This is a genomic window from Devosia sp. SD17-2, from assembly GCF_029201565.1.
In the GTDB taxonomy this organism is placed as follows: Bacteria; Pseudomonadota; Alphaproteobacteria; order Rhizobiales; family Devosiaceae; genus Devosia.
In genome coordinates, this window is the sequence record NZ_CP104002.1 from 16,071 (window position 1) to 31,914 (window position 15,844).

General features: G+C 62.7%; 14 protein-coding genes and 1 tRNA gene. 10 read left to right on the top strand and 5 right to left on the bottom strand.

Going from position 1 to position 15,844, the window contains the following annotated elements; all coding sequences use genetic code 11:
• Window positions 1-251 precede the first annotated feature (251 nt).
• The 5 genes from NYQ88_RS00080 (at window position 252) to NYQ88_RS00100 (ending at window position 6,945) form a co-directional block, all read left to right on the top strand.
• Window positions 252-590, top strand: coding sequence for a P-II family nitrogen regulator (locus NYQ88_RS00080; protein ID WP_275652967.1), 339 nt, complete (start codon window positions 252-254; stop codon window positions 588-590).
• 22 nt (window positions 591-612) lie between these two features.
• Window positions 613-1,971 carry an ammonium transporter gene (locus tag NYQ88_RS00085; RefSeq protein WP_275652968.1) on the top strand — a complete coding sequence of 453 codons (1,359 nt, stop codon included), beginning with the start codon at window positions 613-615 and terminating at the stop codon, window positions 1,969-1,971.
• Window positions 1,972-2,294: 323 nt separating this feature from the next.
• The gene (locus NYQ88_RS00090) at window positions 2,295-2,633 is read left to right on the top strand and encodes a P-II family nitrogen regulator (RefSeq protein WP_275652969.1); all 339 of its coding nucleotides are present in this window, start codon (window positions 2,295-2,297) and stop codon (window positions 2,631-2,633) included.
• Between the two features lie 29 nt (window positions 2,634-2,662).
• Window positions 2,663-4,003, top strand: a complete 1,341-nt coding sequence (locus tag NYQ88_RS00095) for an ammonium transporter (RefSeq protein WP_275652970.1) — start codon at window positions 2,663-2,665, stop codon at window positions 4,001-4,003.
• A 197-nt stretch (window positions 4,004-4,200) separates the two neighbouring features.
• Entirely contained in the window at window positions 4,201-6,945 is a 2,745-nt protein-coding gene (locus NYQ88_RS00100) for a DNA translocase FtsK (protein WP_275654972.1), read from the top strand.
• Window positions 6,946-7,020: 75 nt separating this feature from the next.
• Here the strand turns inward: NYQ88_RS00100 and NYQ88_RS00105 are convergent, their stop codons facing one another.
• Complete coding sequence (locus tag NYQ88_RS00105; RefSeq protein WP_275652971.1) at window positions 7,021-7,329, bottom strand: hypothetical protein; 309 nt, start codon at window positions 7,327-7,329, stop codon at window positions 7,021-7,023.
• 117 nt (window positions 7,330-7,446) lie between these two features.
• Here NYQ88_RS00105 and NYQ88_RS00110 point away from each other — a divergent pair, with 117 nt between their 5' ends.
• Entirely contained in the window at window positions 7,447-8,079 is a 633-nt protein-coding gene (locus NYQ88_RS00110; RefSeq protein WP_275652972.1) for an outer membrane lipoprotein carrier protein LolA, read from the top strand.
• A gap of 140 nt (window positions 8,080-8,219) precedes the next feature.
• Here NYQ88_RS00110 and NYQ88_RS00115 read toward each other — a convergent pair whose 3' ends face one another.
• The gene (locus NYQ88_RS00115; protein ID WP_275652973.1) at window positions 8,220-9,032 is read right to left on the bottom strand and encodes an undecaprenyl-diphosphate phosphatase; all 813 of its coding nucleotides are present in this window, start codon (window positions 9,030-9,032) and stop codon (window positions 8,220-8,222) included.
• A gap of 107 nt (window positions 9,033-9,139) precedes the next feature.
• On the opposite strand from NYQ88_RS00115, the gene NYQ88_RS00120 reads away from it, so the two are divergent.
• The gene (locus tag NYQ88_RS00120; protein ID WP_275652974.1) at window positions 9,140-9,814 is read left to right on the top strand and encodes a glutathione S-transferase family protein; all 675 of its coding nucleotides are present in this window, start codon (window positions 9,140-9,142) and stop codon (window positions 9,812-9,814) included.
• A gap of 182 nt (window positions 9,815-9,996) precedes the next feature.
• Here NYQ88_RS00120 and NYQ88_RS00125 read toward each other — a convergent pair whose 3' ends face one another.
• The 3 genes from NYQ88_RS00125 to NYQ88_RS00135 form a co-directional block, all read right to left on the bottom strand.
• Entirely contained in the window at window positions 9,997-11,739 is a 1,743-nt protein-coding gene (locus NYQ88_RS00125; RefSeq protein WP_275652975.1) for an alpha/beta-hydrolase family protein, read from the bottom strand.
• A gap of 138 nt (window positions 11,740-11,877) precedes the next feature.
• Window positions 11,878-11,953 (bottom strand) — tRNA-Ala (locus NYQ88_RS00130).
• A gap of 138 nt (window positions 11,954-12,091) precedes the next feature.
• On the bottom strand, window positions 12,092-12,487 hold the full coding sequence (locus NYQ88_RS00135) for a TIGR02300 family protein (protein WP_275652976.1): 396 nt from the start codon (window positions 12,485-12,487) through the stop codon (window positions 12,092-12,094).
• Window positions 12,488-12,677: 190 nt separating this feature from the next.
• Between NYQ88_RS00135 and NYQ88_RS00140 the strand changes: the two genes are divergently transcribed.
• The 3 genes from NYQ88_RS00140 to NYQ88_RS00150 all read left to right on the top strand — a co-directional run bounded on the left by NYQ88_RS00140 (window position 12,678) and on the right by NYQ88_RS00150 (window position 15,812).
• The gene (locus NYQ88_RS00140) at window positions 12,678-13,322 is read left to right on the top strand and encodes a (d)CMP kinase (protein ID WP_275652977.1); all 645 of its coding nucleotides are present in this window, start codon (window positions 12,678-12,680) and stop codon (window positions 13,320-13,322) included.
• A 185-nt stretch (window positions 13,323-13,507) separates the two neighbouring features.
• Window positions 13,508-15,223 carry a 30S ribosomal protein S1 gene (gene rpsA / locus NYQ88_RS00145; protein WP_275652978.1) on the top strand — a complete coding sequence of 572 codons (1,716 nt, stop codon included), beginning with the start codon at window positions 13,508-13,510 and terminating at the stop codon, window positions 15,221-15,223.
• A 70-nt stretch (window positions 15,224-15,293) separates the two neighbouring features.
• Window positions 15,294-15,812: a GNAT family N-acetyltransferase gene (locus NYQ88_RS00150; RefSeq protein ID WP_275652979.1), complete on the top strand. Its 519-nt coding sequence runs from the start codon at window positions 15,294-15,296 to the stop codon at window positions 15,810-15,812.
• Window positions 15,813-15,844 lie beyond the last annotated feature (32 nt).

A 15,844-nucleotide genomic window follows, 5' to 3' on the forward strand; every position in this document is an offset into this window, starting at 1 on the left:
TCCAATTGCTGGCGTCACGAGCAAGCGCGTCATTGCCGCAAGGTCGTGATTAACTTTTAAGCTCGTATAATCAGACTGCCAAAATATTGGGCAATCAAGCCTCTGGAACAGGACGCGGTTTCCTTAGCACTCCCGCCGCCAATCTGCAAAACCCCAGCAATTCCGGCCTTTCTCGTGCCGCCGCGCCGGTTTGGCACGGCTTTTGAGTAGGAGAGTGGGCGAAGTGATCAGAAGCACTGAAAGGGGCACATATGAAGCTGGTGGTTGCCATCATCAAGCCGTCGCGACTGGAAGAGGTGAGACAAGCGCTCAATTCCCTCGATGTCCACGGCATGACCGTCACAGAAGTCAGAGGCTACGGGCGCCAAAAGGGCCATTCCGAAATCTATCGCGGCACGGAATACGCGGTTCATTTCCTGCCCAAGCTCAAACTCGAAATCGCCGTCGATACGGACCTCGCCGACCAGGTGAGCAACGCCATTCGTGACGCTGCACAGACCGGGCGCATCGGCGACGGCAAGATCTTCGTCCTCGACCTTCTGGCTGTCACCCGCATCCGCACCGGTGAAACCGGCGCGTCCGCCCTCTAGTCCCGCTTCAAGGAGAAAAACAATGACAGGGTTCAAACTCCCCCTCGCCCTCCTGGGCGGCGCTGCTTTCAGCGCAACGCTGATGACGCTGCCGGCGCTCGGCCAGGACGCTGCAGAAGCCGTGGAAGCGGTCGTTGCTGGCGATACCCCGCTGCAGACCCAATTCATCCTCAACAGCTTCCTGATGCTGTTCGGCGGCATTCTGGTGTTCTGGATGGCTGCGGGCTTTGCGATGCTCGAAGCCGGCATGGTGCGCAAGAAAAACGTCTCCATGCAGCTGCTCAAGAATATCCTGATGTATTCGCTGGCCTGCCTTGCCTACTACGTCATCGGCTACAAGCTGATGTATCCGGGCGACGCATGGATGATCCCGAACATCCTTGGCGCCGTCGGTATTGCCGTGCTCGAGCCGGTTGGCCTGACCGCCGACGCTGCAGACCTCACCTATGCAACGGTCAGCTCGGACTTCTTCTTCCAGGTGATGTTCTGCGCCACCGCAGCCTCGATCGTGTCGGGTACGGTTGCCGAGCGCATCAAGCTCTGGCCGTTCCTGATCTTCGTGGCCATCCTGACCGCGCTGATCTACCCGATCCAGGCCTCCTGGAAGTGGGGCGGCGGTTTCCTCGATGCCGATTTCGGCTTCCTCGACTTTGCCGGTTCCACCGTGGTTCACTCGGTTGGTGGCTGGGCCGCTCTCGCCGGCGCCATCGTTCTGGGCGCACGCAAGGGCAAGTACAATGCCGACGGCTCCGTGAACCCGATCCCGGGCTCCAACATGCCGCTCGTCGTCCTCGGCATGTTCATCCTCTGGATGGGCTGGTACGGCTTTAACGGCGCTTCCCAGCTCGCCATGGGCACGATCGGCGACATTGCTGACGTGGGTCGCGTCATGGCCAACACCAATGCCGGTGCCCTCGGTGGCGCGCTTGCAGCCGCCGCTCTCGCCGCCATCATGTACAAGAAGGTCGACCTGACCTTCGTCGTCAACGGCGCGCTGGCCGGCCTGGTCTCGGTCACTGCAGAACCGCTGACCCCGGGCCTTGGTACCGCCTCGCTCATCGGCGCCGTCGGTGGCGTGATCGTGGTCTTCGCTGTCCCGCTGCTCGACAAGTTCAAGATCGACGACGTTGTCGGCGCCATCCCGGTCCACCTCTTCGCCGGTATCTGGGGCACCATCGCCGTGGTCTTCACCAACCCCGATTCGAGCCTCTTCGGTCAGCTGGTTTCGATCGTGGCAGTCGGCGTCTTCACCTTCGCCATCTCCATCGTCGCCTGGATGGTGCTGAAGGCCGTCATGGGCCTGCGCCCCAGCGAAGAAGACGAAGAGCTTGGTCTCGACGTGGCCGAAGTGGGCGTCGAAGCCTACCCCCAGTTCAAGTAAACCCTTCGAGGTGGCCGGTTTCCGGCCACCTCACCCCGCCGCTTGCCGGCAGCGTGCAGTTCGCGCCCTCTTGGCCCGCCACAGAGGCTTCCCACTCGCAAATCGTGCGGACTGCACACTCCTGGCAATCGCGCCTAAAAATTATGCGCAAATCGCCGGCGCTGCTGAAATTTGGGGCAGTTTATTCGCTCCTCCGCGCACCACTCCTCCCCCTCCCCGGCAAGTCCCTGACTCAACAATAGAATCCGCCGTGTTCCGACTTGGCACGGCGCTTGAGTCTGTTTGGGCGTCCAGCACGCGCCGCGTGGCGCCAAGGGGGTTCTATGAAACTGGTGGTTGCTATCATTAAGCCGTCGCGACTCGAAGAAGTCCGTCAGGCTCTGACTACCCTCGATGTTCATGGCATGACCGTTACCGAGGTTCGGGGCTACGGCCGACAGAAGGGCCATTCCGAGATTTACCGCGGCGCCGAATATGCCGTGCACTTCCTGCCCAAGCTCAAGCTCGAAATCGCCGTCGATGACGCGCTCGCCGATCAGGTGAGCACGGTGATCCGCGATGCCGCCCAGACCGGGCGCATCGGCGACGGAAAGATCTTCGTGCTCGACCTTCTTGCCGTCACCCGCATTCGCACCGGCGAATCCGGCTCATCCGCGCTCTGAGCGTCACCCCTTCCGGAGGCAATTCTTCTATGAAAATGTCCAAACTCTTGGGGAGCGCTGCATTGGCCTCCCTCCTTCTGACTCTGCCGGCCCTGGCCCAGGATGCCGCCCCCGAGGCGGCGGCAGTGGTCGAGGAAGTCGCTGCCATCGATACCGGCGATACCGCCTGGATGATCGTCTCGACCCTCCTCGTCATCCTCATGACCATTCCCGGCGTCGCCCTCTTCTACGGCGGGCTCGTGCGCGGCAAGAACGTGCTCTCGGTCGTTACCCAGGTCTTCGGCGCGTTCTCGATGATCGCCCTGCTCTGGGTCGCCTATGGCTATTCGCTGGCCTTCTCCGGCCCCACCGAAGGCGGGCTCTCGGCCTTTATCGGCGACTTCTCCAATTTCTTCCTCGCCAATGTCAGCCCCGATTCGGTTTCGGGCACCATTCCCGAGCTGGTCTTCGTGGTCTTCCAGCTGACCTTTGCCTGCATCACCGCCACGCTCGTGGTCGGCGGCATTGCCGAGCGCATGAAGTTCGGAGCCATCATGGCGTTCCTCGCCATCTGGTTCACCTTCTCCTATCTGCCGATCGCGCACATGGTCTGGTCCGGCGCCGGGCTCTTCTTCAACATGGGCGCGCTCGACTTTGCCGGCGGCACCGTGGTCCACATCAACTCCGGTGTTGCAGCGCTCGTGGCGGCCATCGTCCTCGGCCCGCGCCTTGGCTATATGAAGGAACCGCTTGCCCCGCATAACCTCGTCTTTGCCTATATCGGCGCGTGCCTGCTCTGGGTCGGCTGGTTCGGCTTCAACGCCGGCTCGGCTCTGGGCGCAAACGGTCTGGCCGCACAGGCCTTCCTCAACACCATCACCGCGCCTGCCGCCGCTGCCATTGCCTGGGCAATCGGCGAAAAGATCACCCGCGGCCACGCCTCGGCCCTCGGCTTCATCTCCGGTGCGGTCGCTGGCCTCGTCGCCATCACCCCGGCTGCAGGCTTTGCCGGCACGTTCGGCGCGATTGTTCTGGGTGCCGTCACCGGCTTTGTCTGCCTCTGGGCCGTCGTCACCCTCAAGCCGATGCTGACATATGACGACAGCCTCGATGTCTTCGGCATCCATGGCGTTGGCGGCATTGTCGGCGCCATCGGTACCGCCATCGTCGCCGATCCTGCCCTCGGTGGTTTCGGGGCCGAAGGCTATGCCATGGGCGGCCAGCTGGTCACCCAGGTGCTGGCCGTGCTGGTGGCGATCATCTGGTCGGGTGTCGTGGCATTCGTTGCCATGCTCATCGTCAAGGCCATCTTCGGCGGCGCCCGCGTCACCGAGAATGGTGAGAGCGATGGTCTCGACCTCACCACCCACGGCGAACGCGCCTACAACTGAGCCAATCTGCGGGTGGCGCTCCGGCGCCGCCCGCCCGCGATTCTCGGCGCCATCGCCGCCGGAACCTTAAAAAATTCATTCAAACCAATTGTTTACCAACAATTTCCGATGGTTAGCATGCGATTAACCACAGCCCGCTAGCATGGGCCCACTCGGGTCTGCGAATGGTCGCTGCCCGGTAAAAGTATTGCGTGACCATGCCCAGCTCCCCCGTACCAACGCTCGATGACGTCCGTCCCGTGCCGCCCCGCGGTGCACGGGGCAAGGCCCGGCCCAGCGCCGCCATGCCAAAACCGGCCCCGATCATCTCCATCCGTATTCCCCTGCGCATCGCAGGCATGATGCTCTTGGCGCTCTGTGCGGTGATGCTCGTGTCCATGGCCACATGGTCGGTCGATGATCCGTCGCTGTCCTATGCCACCGCCAAGTCGCCCGCCAACTGGCTGGGCTATCCGGGCGCGGCAATTGCCGACATCCTCTTCCAGTTCCTGGGGCTCGCCTCGCTGGTCATGGTCGTGCCCGTCGCCCTCTGGGGCTGGGCGATGTCGCGCCGCCTGCAACCCACCAAGTTGGGCCTGCGCGTATTGAGCTGGATCGGCGCCACCATTCTCGCCACCGGCGTCCTCGCCTTCATTCCGCTGCCCGAAACCTGGCCGCTGCCCACCGGGCTGGGCGGTCTCTCCGGCATGCTGTTCTCCAATCTGGCCGCCAGTGTCGCCGGCGCCGAGCCACAGCCGATCACGGCGGCGCTCTTTGCCGTCATCATCGCCGCGCCCGCCATGGCCCTTTTCTGGATCGCCATGGGTCTTGGCACCGCCATCCCCACCGCCCCGCGCAAGGCCCGCAAGGGTGCTGCCGAGGATGACAGCGTCGACGAGCGCGAACCCAACCCGCTGGTCGAGGTCGCCATTGGCGCCGTCGTCCACATGGGCTATTCGCTGCGCACCGCTTTCCGTCGCGCCCGTGCCGATCATGCCGCCCGCCACGCCGAGGAGCAGGAATGGCGCGATCATGCCGCCGAGCCAGGCCTTGAGCCACAGCAGCCCGACGTCGAGGTCCGCGAACCTGCCTTCGCCGCGCCGCAGCGCCGCATCCATGCCCCGGCCGTGCACGCGCCGTCTGCCCATGCCGCTCCCGTGGAACCCGTCTTCGAGCCGCAGCACGAACCGGTCTCGGCGCGTTTCAATGCGCGTCCGGCCTATGACGAGACCGAGATCGACTATCCCGACGAGGTCGAAGACGCCGACATCCCGTTCACACCCGATACTTCGGTGCCGGTGGTCAGCCACACCCAGCGCGGCGATTCCCGTTTTACCCCGGTCGATCACGCAGCGCCCCGCGTTGCGGCTCCCGCTCCGCGTCCAGCCCAGGGCCAGCGCGTCTTCCGCGAAGCCCAGCCGAGCCTGCTCGACGAACCCGCCGGGTTCGAGCTGCCCGCGCTCAGCCTCCTGGCCGAGCCGCGCGTCGGCGGCCCTTCCCCCGAGCACGCGCCCGAGCGTCTCGAGGCCATGGCCCGCAAGCTTGAAGAAGTGCTGCAGGATTTCGGCGTCAAGGGCGACATCATCAATGTCCGCCCCGGCCCGGTTGTCACCCTCTTCGAACTCGAGCCCGCGCCCGGCATCAAGTCGAGCCGCGTGATCTCGCTCGCCGATGACATCGCCCGCTCCATGTCGGCCATTTCCGCCCGCGTCGCCGTGGTGCCGGGCCGCAATGCGATCGGTATCGAACTGCCCAACCAGAAGCGCGAAACCGTCTTCTTCCGCGAAATGCTGGCTTCGTCCGATTTCGAGAAGATGAAGGGCAAGCTCCCCATCTGCCTCGGCAAGACCATCGGCGGCGAACCCATCATCGCCGACCTCGCGCGCATGCCCCACCTGCTCATCGCCGGCACCACCGGCTCGGGCAAGTCCGTGGGTATCAACACCTTCATTCTCTCGCTGCTCTATCAGATGACCCCTGAGCAGTGCCGCATGATCATGATCGACCCCAAGATGCTCGAACTCAGCATCTATGACGGCATCCCGCATCTGCTGACGCCGGTTGTCACCGACCCGCAAAAGGCCGTCGTGGCGCTCAAATGGGCCGTGCGCGAGATGGAAGACCGCTATCGCAAGATGAGCAAGATCGGTGTGCGCAACATCGACGGCTTCAACCAGCGCGTCTCCGAAGCCGCCAAGGAAGGTCGCACCATCAGCCGCACCGTCCAGACCGGCTTTGACCGCGAGACCGGCGAGGCGATCTATGAGAGCGAAGAGTTCGATCTCGAGCCATTGCCCTATATCGTCGTCATCGTCGACGAAATGGCAGACCTGATGATGGTGGCCGGCAAGGACATCGAAGGCGCCATCCAGCGCCTCGCACAGATGGCCCGCGCCGCCGGCATCCATATCGTCACCGCGACCCAGCGTCCGTCGGTGGACGTCATCACCGGCACGATCAAGGCCAACTTCCCGACCCGTATCTCGTTCATGGTGACGTCCAAGATCGACAGCCGCACCATTCTGGGCGAACAGGGTGCCGAACAGCTCCTGGGCAATGGCGACATGCTCTACATGGCTTCAGGCGGCCGCACCAAGCGCCTCCACGGCGCCTTCGTGTCCGATGCCGAGGTCGAAGCCGTCGTCAAACACCTCAAGAGCCAGGGCGCGCCGGATTATCTCGACTCGGTCACCGCCGATGACGAGGAGGGTGGCATGGATGGTGGCGCTGCCGGCGGCGGCGACGATTATGCCGGCTCGGGCGACGAGCTCTACGACAAGGCCGTCCACATCGTACTTACCGACAAGAAGGCCTCCACCTCCTATGTCCAGCGGCGCCTCGCCATTGGCTACAACAAGGCGGCCACGCTCATCGAGCGCATGGAGCGCGAAGGCGTAATCTCCCCGGCCAACCATGCCGGCAAGCGCGAGATCCTCGTGGGCAACAACGCCGACGGCTACTGAGCCGGATCTGGTTTGTGAAAACAAAAAGGGCGCCTCTCCCGGGAGGCGCCCTTTTCAATGGGTTCTGCAAAATCCTTATTTGACCGGCGGGCAGTGCGGCGCCTCGGGCATGGCGGAAAACTGGCGCGGCCCGACCATGCCGCCTCCCTTGCCCGGCAGGTCGACGATGCGCACCATCATGGTGCAGTCGCCGAACCGAACTTCATAGCGGTCGGCCTCGACAAGGCTCACGCCATCCACGGGCTTGGAAATCCCGAGCACTTCCACCGCTGCCTCGAGCACAGCCTCGATCTCCGCCTGCCGCTGATAATGCGGTGGCAGCGCGGCAAGGCTTGGCAGCGTGCCCACAAGCACCAATATGAGAATAGAGGCAAAGCGCTTCATCTTAAGGGTCAACTCCGTCACAATGGGGGGAACCGGCGGATGGAACTTTCCACCTCTTGCCGTAATTGCTGCCTAGCCTAGTCTGACCTGAAAACGCCCGCGAGGAAATCCCAGACGATGATTCGCCGTCATGCCCTCCTGCTTGGTGCCGCAATGGCCCTGGTCCCCATTTTCCCCGCTCTGGCCCAGGGTCGCACCCTCAGCCCTGAGGAACAGCAGCTCATCGGCGAAATCAACGCCCACAACACCGCCATCCGCACCATGGCTGGCCGGTTCCTCCAGATCGACACCAATGGCGGGCGCACGGAAGGCACGTTCTTCCTCGAGCGCCCCGACAAGGTGCGCTTCCGCTACAATCCCCCCTCCCGCGAGGAAATCGTCTCGGTCGGCCGCGGCTTTTACGTGCTGAACCGCTCTGACGAGACCTATTACGCTTATCCGCAGGACTCGATCCCGCTGCGCCAGTTCCTCGGCGACCAGATAAACCTGCTCAATGCCAATGTCGTCGATGTCTCGACTTCGGACGGCTACATGTCGATCACAGTGGTTGACCAGACGGTCGCCGGCACCGTCCAGGTGTCGCTGATCTTTGACGTCGATACCAAGGATCTGGCGCAGTGGAGCCTCGTCGAGCCGAGCGGCGCCGAACTCACCTTCTCGCTCTACGACGTCCAAAAGGGCGTTGAGATCCCGCGCTCCTATTTTTCCATCCCGGCCAACTACAAGGGTCTAGACCCCTCGACGCGGTAAGGGTTTCAGCGCCCCCTCCTAGCCACCCCCTGAAGTAGGGGGAGGAGTTCCTGGGGGCTCACAACCCTCTCAACAAACGCGATGCGTCCCTCCCCCTACCAGGGGGAGGTTAGGTGGGGGTCTTAACTCCACAAAAAGCTTCAGCTGCCCATCACCAGCAGCGCAATCAGCCCCGCACCACCGACAACAATCCGCCACCAGGCGAAGGGCGCAAAGCCGTGGCGCGACACGAAATCGAGCAGATATTTCACCACCAGCGCCCCGACCACGAACGAGGCGGCAAAGCCGATGGCGATATTGAGCCCCAGGCTCATGTCGATGAGATCGCGGCTCTTGTAGAGATCATAGCCGAACGCCCCCACCATGATCGGCAGGGCGATGAAAAAGGTGAACTCCGCAGCCGCCCGCTTTGTCGCGCCAAACAGCATGGCGCCGACCACGGTCGAGCCAGAGCGCGACACGCCGGGCACGAGGCTGAGCATCTGGAACAAGCCCACCACCACCGCGAGATGCCACGGGAAGGTATAGATATCGTCGTATTTTTCCGCTTTCGGCATGCGATCGACGATCAGCAGCACCACGCCACCCACCAGCAGCGATATGCAGATCACCAGCGGGGACTCGTAGATCACCTGCTGGATATATTCCCGGAACAGCACACCCACCAGAACCGCCGGAATGCAGGCCAGCACCACCGCCACGGCGAAGTGCCAGGCATAGGCCTTGCCCATCAGCGCATCGCGAATGAGCAGCCCCAGCTTGGCGAAGTAGACGGTGATAACCGCCAGGATCGCCCCGAGCTGGATCAGCACGATAAAGGTAGCAGGTTGGCTCAAACCGAAAAAATGGCCGGCCAGCAGGAGATGGCCAGTCGAGCTCACCGGAAGGAATTCGGTAAGCCCTTCGATAATTCCCAACACCAAAGGCACAAAAAGACCTTGATCGGCGTTCATCTCATCCCCTAACTCATTCCTTGGGCTGTGCGTCCTCTTAGCTTTGTTCGCGATAATCGCCAAGCAAGGCAGAAGACGTCGGCCGTGATCCCAGACAGAGCCCGTTCATGCCCACGCTTGTGCACTACCCCCTCGATCCAGCTTCGCGTCTCATTCGGCTGATGTGTGCCGAATACGGCGTGCCGCTCGACGTCGAAGAGGTAAAGCCCTGGCTGCGCGAGGACTATCTGCTCGATCTCAATCCGGCCGCCACCTTGCCCATCCTCGTCACCGAAGCGGAAATCCCCATCATCGGGATTTTTGCCGCCATTCATGCGGTCGAGGATTTTTATGCGCCCCAGGCTGTCGCAGGCCTCCTGCCAGCCGAGCCGCTGGCGCGCGCCGAAATGTGGCGCCTCGTCGAATGGATGCTGGTGAAATTCAACGACGAGGTCACGCGCTACCTCTTCGAGGAAAAGATTTCCAAGCGCGACCTCAAGGGCACGCCCGAGCCCTCCGTCCTGCGCGCCGCAAAATCCAACCTTGCCGAGCACATGCTCTATTTCAACTGGCTCCTCGCCAGCCGCAACTGGCTGGCCGGCGATGAAATGAGCCTGGCCGATTTCGCGCTCGCCGCCCATCTCTCGACGCTCGACTATCTCGGCGACATGGATTGGGCCAAGGCCGCCGAAACCCGCGACTGGTACTCGCGCATAAAGTCCCGCCCAGCCTTCCGCACCCTCCTCAACGACCGCGTCGTCGCCATGCCCCCCTCAAAAGGCTACGCCGACCTCGATTTCTAGTTTTTTGGGTTTTTGGGATTTTCGATCCGGCGTTTTCGCGGCCAGACACGCGAACAGCCGAGGCGGCATCACGGCGTCTCCTCAGAGCCATTCTCCATGTGCCGCCGCATCACTCGGCTCGTCCGGGTGATCCATCCTTCCGCGCACTCCCGCTCACGGCACACCCGAAAAAACCCAAAAAACTACCGCCGGAACCAGCCGCCCTCGATATGGGTGCGATCGCCATGCCGCGTGAGCTTTACCCGCAAAGCGTCGATCTCGGCCGCAGTGAGGTCATCGGCCCCGGTCACTGCCACCCAGCCATCAAAATAATCCTGCGGCGCGTAGACATGGCCAAAGCCGGTCGGCGTTGTCTGGGCCAGCGCCATGTCGAGCGCCAGCTGCAGGAAGGTAACCACCGGATACCAGTTGAGCAGCGGCGACACTGAAGGCGCCCTTTCGCCCGAGAGCCAGGCCGGCTCGCGATAAAGCAGGGTCGTATCGAAGAAGACGATGGGGTCGGTCGGATATTGGAGATAGACGATGCGCAGGGCCCCCCAGTTGTCGGCCCCATGCAGATCCTCGCCCCGATTGGCAAAGCGCACCGCGGAGCCGTCGCCGATCATCGGCCGCCATATGGGCGACCCCTCGTCGCGATTGGCCGTCACCGTCCGCCAGGCGGCCGTGGCGAACGGCGGGCCCACCCAGAGCGCGCCGTCGAAGGGATCGTCCAGAATATCGTAGAGCGAGCTCGAGGCGGCAGAACTATAGGCTCCAAGGCTGAGGCCATGGAGGTAGAGCCGTGGCCGCGCCGTTTCCGGCATGTCGCGCCAGCGATCATAGACGACGTTGAACAGCGCCCGTGCCGTTTCCACGCCCACATCCGGCTCAGAGACCAGCGACAGCCAGCTGGTGAGATAGGAATATTGCACCGCAACGCTTGCGACGTCCCCGCCATGGAGGATTTCCAGCGTGTCGATGGCCGCCGGCTCCACCCAGCCGGTGCCGACCGGCATGATCAGCACCAGCACAGAGCGGTCGAAGGCGCCGATGCGGTCCATCTCTGCCAGCGCCATCTCGGCGCGCTCCAGGGGCGTCTCGGCCGAACGGAGCCCGACATAGACGCGCAGCGGCTCGATCGCCGGGCGACCTGTAAGGTCAGCGATATCCTCGGCCCCGGGCCCGCTCTCGACATAGACGCGCGCATCCATGCCGATCGTGTCCCAGTCGATCACGGAGCCGGCACTGCCTGATTTCAGCGGATCGGTGGGGGCTGGTGCGGTAATGCCGGCGAGCCGGTCGAAATCGCCGTAGAATCGGTCGGCCGAATAGAGAACGCCACGCACGATGACGCCGTCGCCAATGGTCGCTGTCGTCAGCCCGATCAGGATCATGGCCCCGACCAGCGCGACGCGCCGGGGAATCAGTCGGCCAAGCCAATGGGCGACGAGGCGCACGCCGTGAACGATCAGCGTTCCCACTCCGATCAGCACAAGGGCCGGCGGCACGGCCAGCAATGCCACCAGCAGGGGCTGGGTCGCCTCAAGCGGGGCCTCGCCCATGCCGGCGCGGATTGAGTTCTGCCAGCCGGTCCAGAACCAGAGGAAGGACACCACCAGCACAAGGCACAGCCCGGCATAAAGCCGCCCGACCCAGCGCGCCACTTTGCGGTTCGGCCACCTCAGTTCGAGAAAATTCCACAGCCATTCAAGGAACACCCCGATGCCATAGCCGGCTGCAAAGGCGCAGCCGCACAATATGCCCTGGACGACGGAGGTGCGGGGAATCAGCGAAGGGGTGAGCGAAAGGGCGGCAAACAGAAGGCCGAACAGCCAGCCGCCGGTCGAGACCGCGTCAAGCCTTCGGCCGGCGAAGCGGCGCAGCCGTCGCAAGCGGCTTGGCGGCGCTGCGGCCGGCCTCAGATCGGTGTCTTGTATGGACGACAAAAAGCGCGCCCCTCAACTGCAGGGACGCCCACTATAGGGAGCGCGTCGGGCGAGACAACCGGCAAGCAACCAAAGCATGACGCATTCGCATTTCGGCAAGGCCAAATGCTAACAGTCTGCTAACCAATAAGGGGGAAATGGTGGAGCCTAGCGGGATCGAACCGCTGACCTCTTGCATGCCATGCAAGCGCTCTCCCAGCTGAGCTAAGGCCCCATTTTTTCTAATCGGTGGGGTGGGAACCCGTCCGAACGAGGCGGAACCTAGATGATGATTCCGCGCCGCGCAAGTGCCTTGTGACACTTTTTATTTCCATCGGTGGAAAACCCCACCGATGGAAAAAGGTAAATAGAATCAGCGGTCTTCGTCGCTACCGACGTCAAAGCCCAGACCGTCGTCCTCGTCTTCGTCTTCCTCGAGGAAAACGTCTTCCTCGTCGTCGCCGAGCTCTTCGTCGACCACGACGTCCTCAACATCAGGGATATCCTCGCCGCCGGATTCCTCGGCGTCGGCATCCTCGAGGCTGACCAGCTCGGGCGCTGCTGCGTCCTCGACCTCATCCTCCTCGACCTCATCCTCATCATCAACCTTGCGCGCCGCAACGGCCTTGCCGGAGACGAGCTGGTCGAAGAAGGACCGCGGATAGGACTTGCCGGTATAGGGCGAGACGATCGGGTCCATGTTGAGGTCGTAGAACTTTTTGCCGGTATCGGGGTCGGTACGCTTGGTACCGCGTTCGGAGTTGGCCATTCTCATGCCTCGTCGTAGGGGGATTGCTCAAGGCTTCGACCGCCGCGGTCGCGCCATATAGTCGGCCAGTCCGGTTAGGTGCAAAGCCGGGTCCTGTCAAATCCAAAATGCGTCGAACATGCCGGTGGCCCGGGCCCGCAAACCCGTGTTAAAGCCGAAGCCGATAGCCAGAGTTTGGGATGAGGGTGTCATGATTATCGCCGTAGACGGCCCAGCCGCGTCGGGCAAGGGAACCCTGGCTGCCGGCCTTGCCGACCACTACGGCCTGCCCCATCTCGACACCGGCCTGCTCTACCGTGCGGTCGGCCGCGCTGTCCAAGGCATTGAAGAGGGCCCCGAATTCGTGGCGCGCGCCATTGCCGCAGCCTGCAGCCTCGACGCCAAGGCCCTGGGCGACCGGGACGCCCTGACGACGGCGGAGGCCGGCGCCATGGCCTCCAGGGTGGCCGTCATTGCCGAGGTCCGCGCGGCGCTCTTTGCCTTCCAGCGGGAGTTCGCGACGCAGCCGGGCGGCGCCGTGCTCGACGGTCGCGATATCGGCACGAAAATCTGCCCGGACGCCGACGTCAAGCTGTTCATCCAGGCCGACAGCAAGGCGCGCATGGAACGCCGGGCCCGTCAGCTCGAAGGCCGGGGCCTCGCCGTCGATCGCTACGCGCTCTATCACCAGATCGAGGAACGCGACGCCCGCGACATGCTCAACCCCCATGGCGGCTTCTATAAAGCGGACGACGCGCACTTGCTCGATACGACGCAACTGAGTATAGAGGCGGCACTCCGTGCTGCCATCGCGATCATCGATCGGACCATGGCGCTCAAGGCAGGGGGGCAATAGCCCTCCTAATTCCCTCCTTGGGCCTTTGTCCGCGATCTCGCACCATAATGGCCCCGGATTTTCAGACTACCAGATCGTCCTGATCAAGGAGGCGGTGCTCCGTGCGCCGGCTTTGGCATTCGCCAGAGCGGACCCGTGCTCAGACAGGATTTCAACCCCCAACGACCGGCGCATGGAGATGAAGTTTGGCACAGCAAACTGTGACGAAAGAAGATTTTGAATCGATGCTGCTCGACAGCTTTGTCGACAATGATGCCGCTGAAGGCACCGTTGTTCGTGGCAAAGTCGTCGCCATCGAAAAAGACCTCGCCATCATTGACGTTGGTCTGAAGACTGAAGGCCGCGTGCCGCTGAAGGAATTCGGCCAGGCCGGCCGTGACGGCACCATCACCGTGGGTTCGGAAGTCGAGGTCTATGTTGACCGCGTCGAGAACGCCATGGGCGAAGCCGTCCTGTCGCGCGAGAAGGCTCGCCGCGAAGAGAGCTGGGTCAAGCTCGAAGAGAAGTACAACGCCAATGAGCGCGTTGAAGGCGTCATCTTCAACCAGGTCAAGGGTGGTTTCACCGTCGATCTCGAAGGTGCAGTGGCCTTCCTGCCGCGTTCGCAGGTCGACATCCGTCCGATCCGCGACATCGCGCCGCTGATGAACGTTGCCCAGCCCTTCCAGATCCTCAAGATGGACAAGCGTCGCGGCAATATCGTCGTTTCGCGTCGTGCCATCCTCGAAGAGTCGCGCGCTGAACAGCGTTCGGAAATCGTCCAGCAGCTCGAAGAAGGCCAGGTTGTTGACGGCGTCGTCAAGAACATCACCGATTACGGTGCGTTCGTTGACCTCGGCGGCATCGACGGCCTGCTGCACGTCACTGACATCGCATGGCGTCGCGTCAACCACCCGTCGGAAGTGCTCACGATCGGCGAGACCATCAAGGTCCAGATCGTTCGCATCAACCACGAGTCTCACCGTATCTCGCTCGGCATGAAGCAGCTTCAGGCCGATCCGTGGGAAGGCATCGAGGCCAAGTACCCGATCAACGCCAAGTTCACTGGCCGCGTGACCAACATCACCGACTACGGTGCATTCGTTGAGCTCGAGCCGGGCATCGAAGGCCTGATCCACGTCTCCGAGATGAGCTGGACCAAGAAGAACGTCCATCCGGGCAAGATCGTCTCGACCTCGCAGGAAGTCGACGTGGTCGTGCTCGAAGTCGATCCGGACAAGCGCCGCATCTCGCTCGGTCTCAAGCAGACCCTGCAGAACCCGTGGGAAGCTTTCGCCGAGAAGAACCCGGTTGGCGCCACCATCGAAGGCGAAGTCAAGAACAAGACCGAATTCGGCCTGTTCATTGGCCTCGAAGGCGATGTGGACGGCATGGTTCACCTCTCCGACCTCGACTGGCAGAAGTCCGGTGAAGTCGCTCTCGACGACTACAACCGTGGCGACATCGTCAAGGCCAAGGTTCTCGACGTTGACGTCGAGAAGGAGCGTATCTCGCTCGGCATCAAGCAGCTCGCTGCTGATGATCTGGCCGAATCGAGTGCAGTTGCAGGCGGCGAGACCGGCGGCATCCGCAAGAACGCGGTCGTGACCACCGAAGTCATCGAAGTCAACGAAGGCGGCATCGAAGTGCGCATCGCTGACAGCGAAGTCACTGCCTTCATCCGTCGTGCTGACCTCTCCCGCGATCGTAACGATCAGCGTCCTGAGCGTTTCAGCAAGGGCGAAAAGGTCGACGCACGCGTCACCCAGTACGACCGCAAGACCGGCCGCATCCAGCTCTCGATCAAGGCGCTCGAAATCGCCGAAGAGCGTGAAGCAGTGGCCAACTTCGGTTCGTCCGATTCGGGCGCTTCGCTCGGCGACATCCTGGGCGCAGCCCTCAAGGGTCGCGACGAGAAGTAAGTCTCTCTGAAGACTGAATATTTCGGCCCGCGCCTTTTGGTGCGGGCCGTTTTGCTTGAAAGGACTTGTCATGCTGCACAGGGACATCGCCTGGCGCGCCATGAGTGGATATGACCTCGATGCGGTGTTCGACATCGCCAACAAGGTCCATCCCGATTTCTTCGAGGCCCGCGAGGTTCTCGCCGAGCGCCACGAGCTCTATCGCAATGGCTGCTATCTGCTCGAAGTCTCCGAAAAACCTGCCGGCTATGTGCTGAGCCATCCGTGGCGTCTGGGCAGCCTGCCCGAGCTCAACGTCCCGCTCGGCGCCCTGCCCGAAGATGCCGACACCTATTATATTCACGACATCGCCCTCTTGCCGCTGACCCGCGGACTGGGCGCCGCCGGGCAAATCATCGAGGCCCTGACCAAGCACGCCAGGGTGATGGGTTTTGCTACCATGAGCCTTGTTGCGGTGAACGGATCGTTGGCATTCTGGGAGCGTCAGGGCTTCTGCACCAGCGATCGGCCCGAGCTCGCCGACAAGCTAGCGAGCTACGAGGATGCTGCCCGCTACATGATCAAGGACCTCGATCAAACACGCGCGTGACCTCTTGCGGGAAATGTCCGGGGCGCTTAGGT

What these genes read in the sequence shown, in the direction of transcription:
- NYQ88_RS00080 (WP_275652967.1), top strand. Translation starts at nt 252, where the DNA reads ATGAAGCTGGTGGTTGCCATCATCAAGCCGTCGCGACTGGAAGAGGTG.
- NYQ88_RS00085 (WP_275652968.1), top strand. Translation starts at nt 613, where the DNA reads ATGACAGGGTTCAAACTCCCCCTCGCCCTCCTGGGCGGCGCTGCTTTC.
- NYQ88_RS00090 (WP_275652969.1), top strand. Translation starts at nt 2,295, where the DNA reads ATGAAACTGGTGGTTGCTATCATTAAGCCGTCGCGACTCGAAGAAGTC.
- NYQ88_RS00095 (WP_275652970.1), top strand. Translation starts at nt 2,663, where the DNA reads ATGAAAATGTCCAAACTCTTGGGGAGCGCTGCATTGGCCTCCCTCCTT.
- NYQ88_RS00100 (WP_275654972.1), top strand. Translation starts at nt 4,201, where the DNA reads ATGCCCAGCTCCCCCGTACCAACGCTCGATGACGTCCGTCCCGTGCCG.
- NYQ88_RS00105 (WP_275652971.1), bottom strand. Translation starts at nt 7,329, where the DNA reads ATGAAGCGCTTTGCCTCTATTCTCATATTGGTGCTTGTGGGCACGCTG.
- NYQ88_RS00110 (WP_275652972.1), top strand. Translation starts at nt 7,447, where the DNA reads ATGATTCGCCGTCATGCCCTCCTGCTTGGTGCCGCAATGGCCCTGGTC.
- NYQ88_RS00115 (WP_275652973.1), bottom strand. Translation starts at nt 9,032, where the DNA reads ATGAACGCCGATCAAGGTCTTTTTGTGCCTTTGGTGTTGGGAATTATC.
- NYQ88_RS00120 (WP_275652974.1), top strand. Translation starts at nt 9,140, where the DNA reads ATGCCCACGCTTGTGCACTACCCCCTCGATCCAGCTTCGCGTCTCATT.
- NYQ88_RS00135 (WP_275652976.1), bottom strand. Translation starts at nt 12,487, where the DNA reads ATGGCCAACTCCGAACGCGGTACCAAGCGTACCGACCCCGATACCGGC.
- NYQ88_RS00140 (WP_275652977.1), top strand. Translation starts at nt 12,678, where the DNA reads ATGATTATCGCCGTAGACGGCCCAGCCGCGTCGGGCAAGGGAACCCTG.
- NYQ88_RS00150 (WP_275652979.1), top strand. Translation starts at nt 15,294, where the DNA reads ATGCTGCACAGGGACATCGCCTGGCGCGCCATGAGTGGATATGACCTC.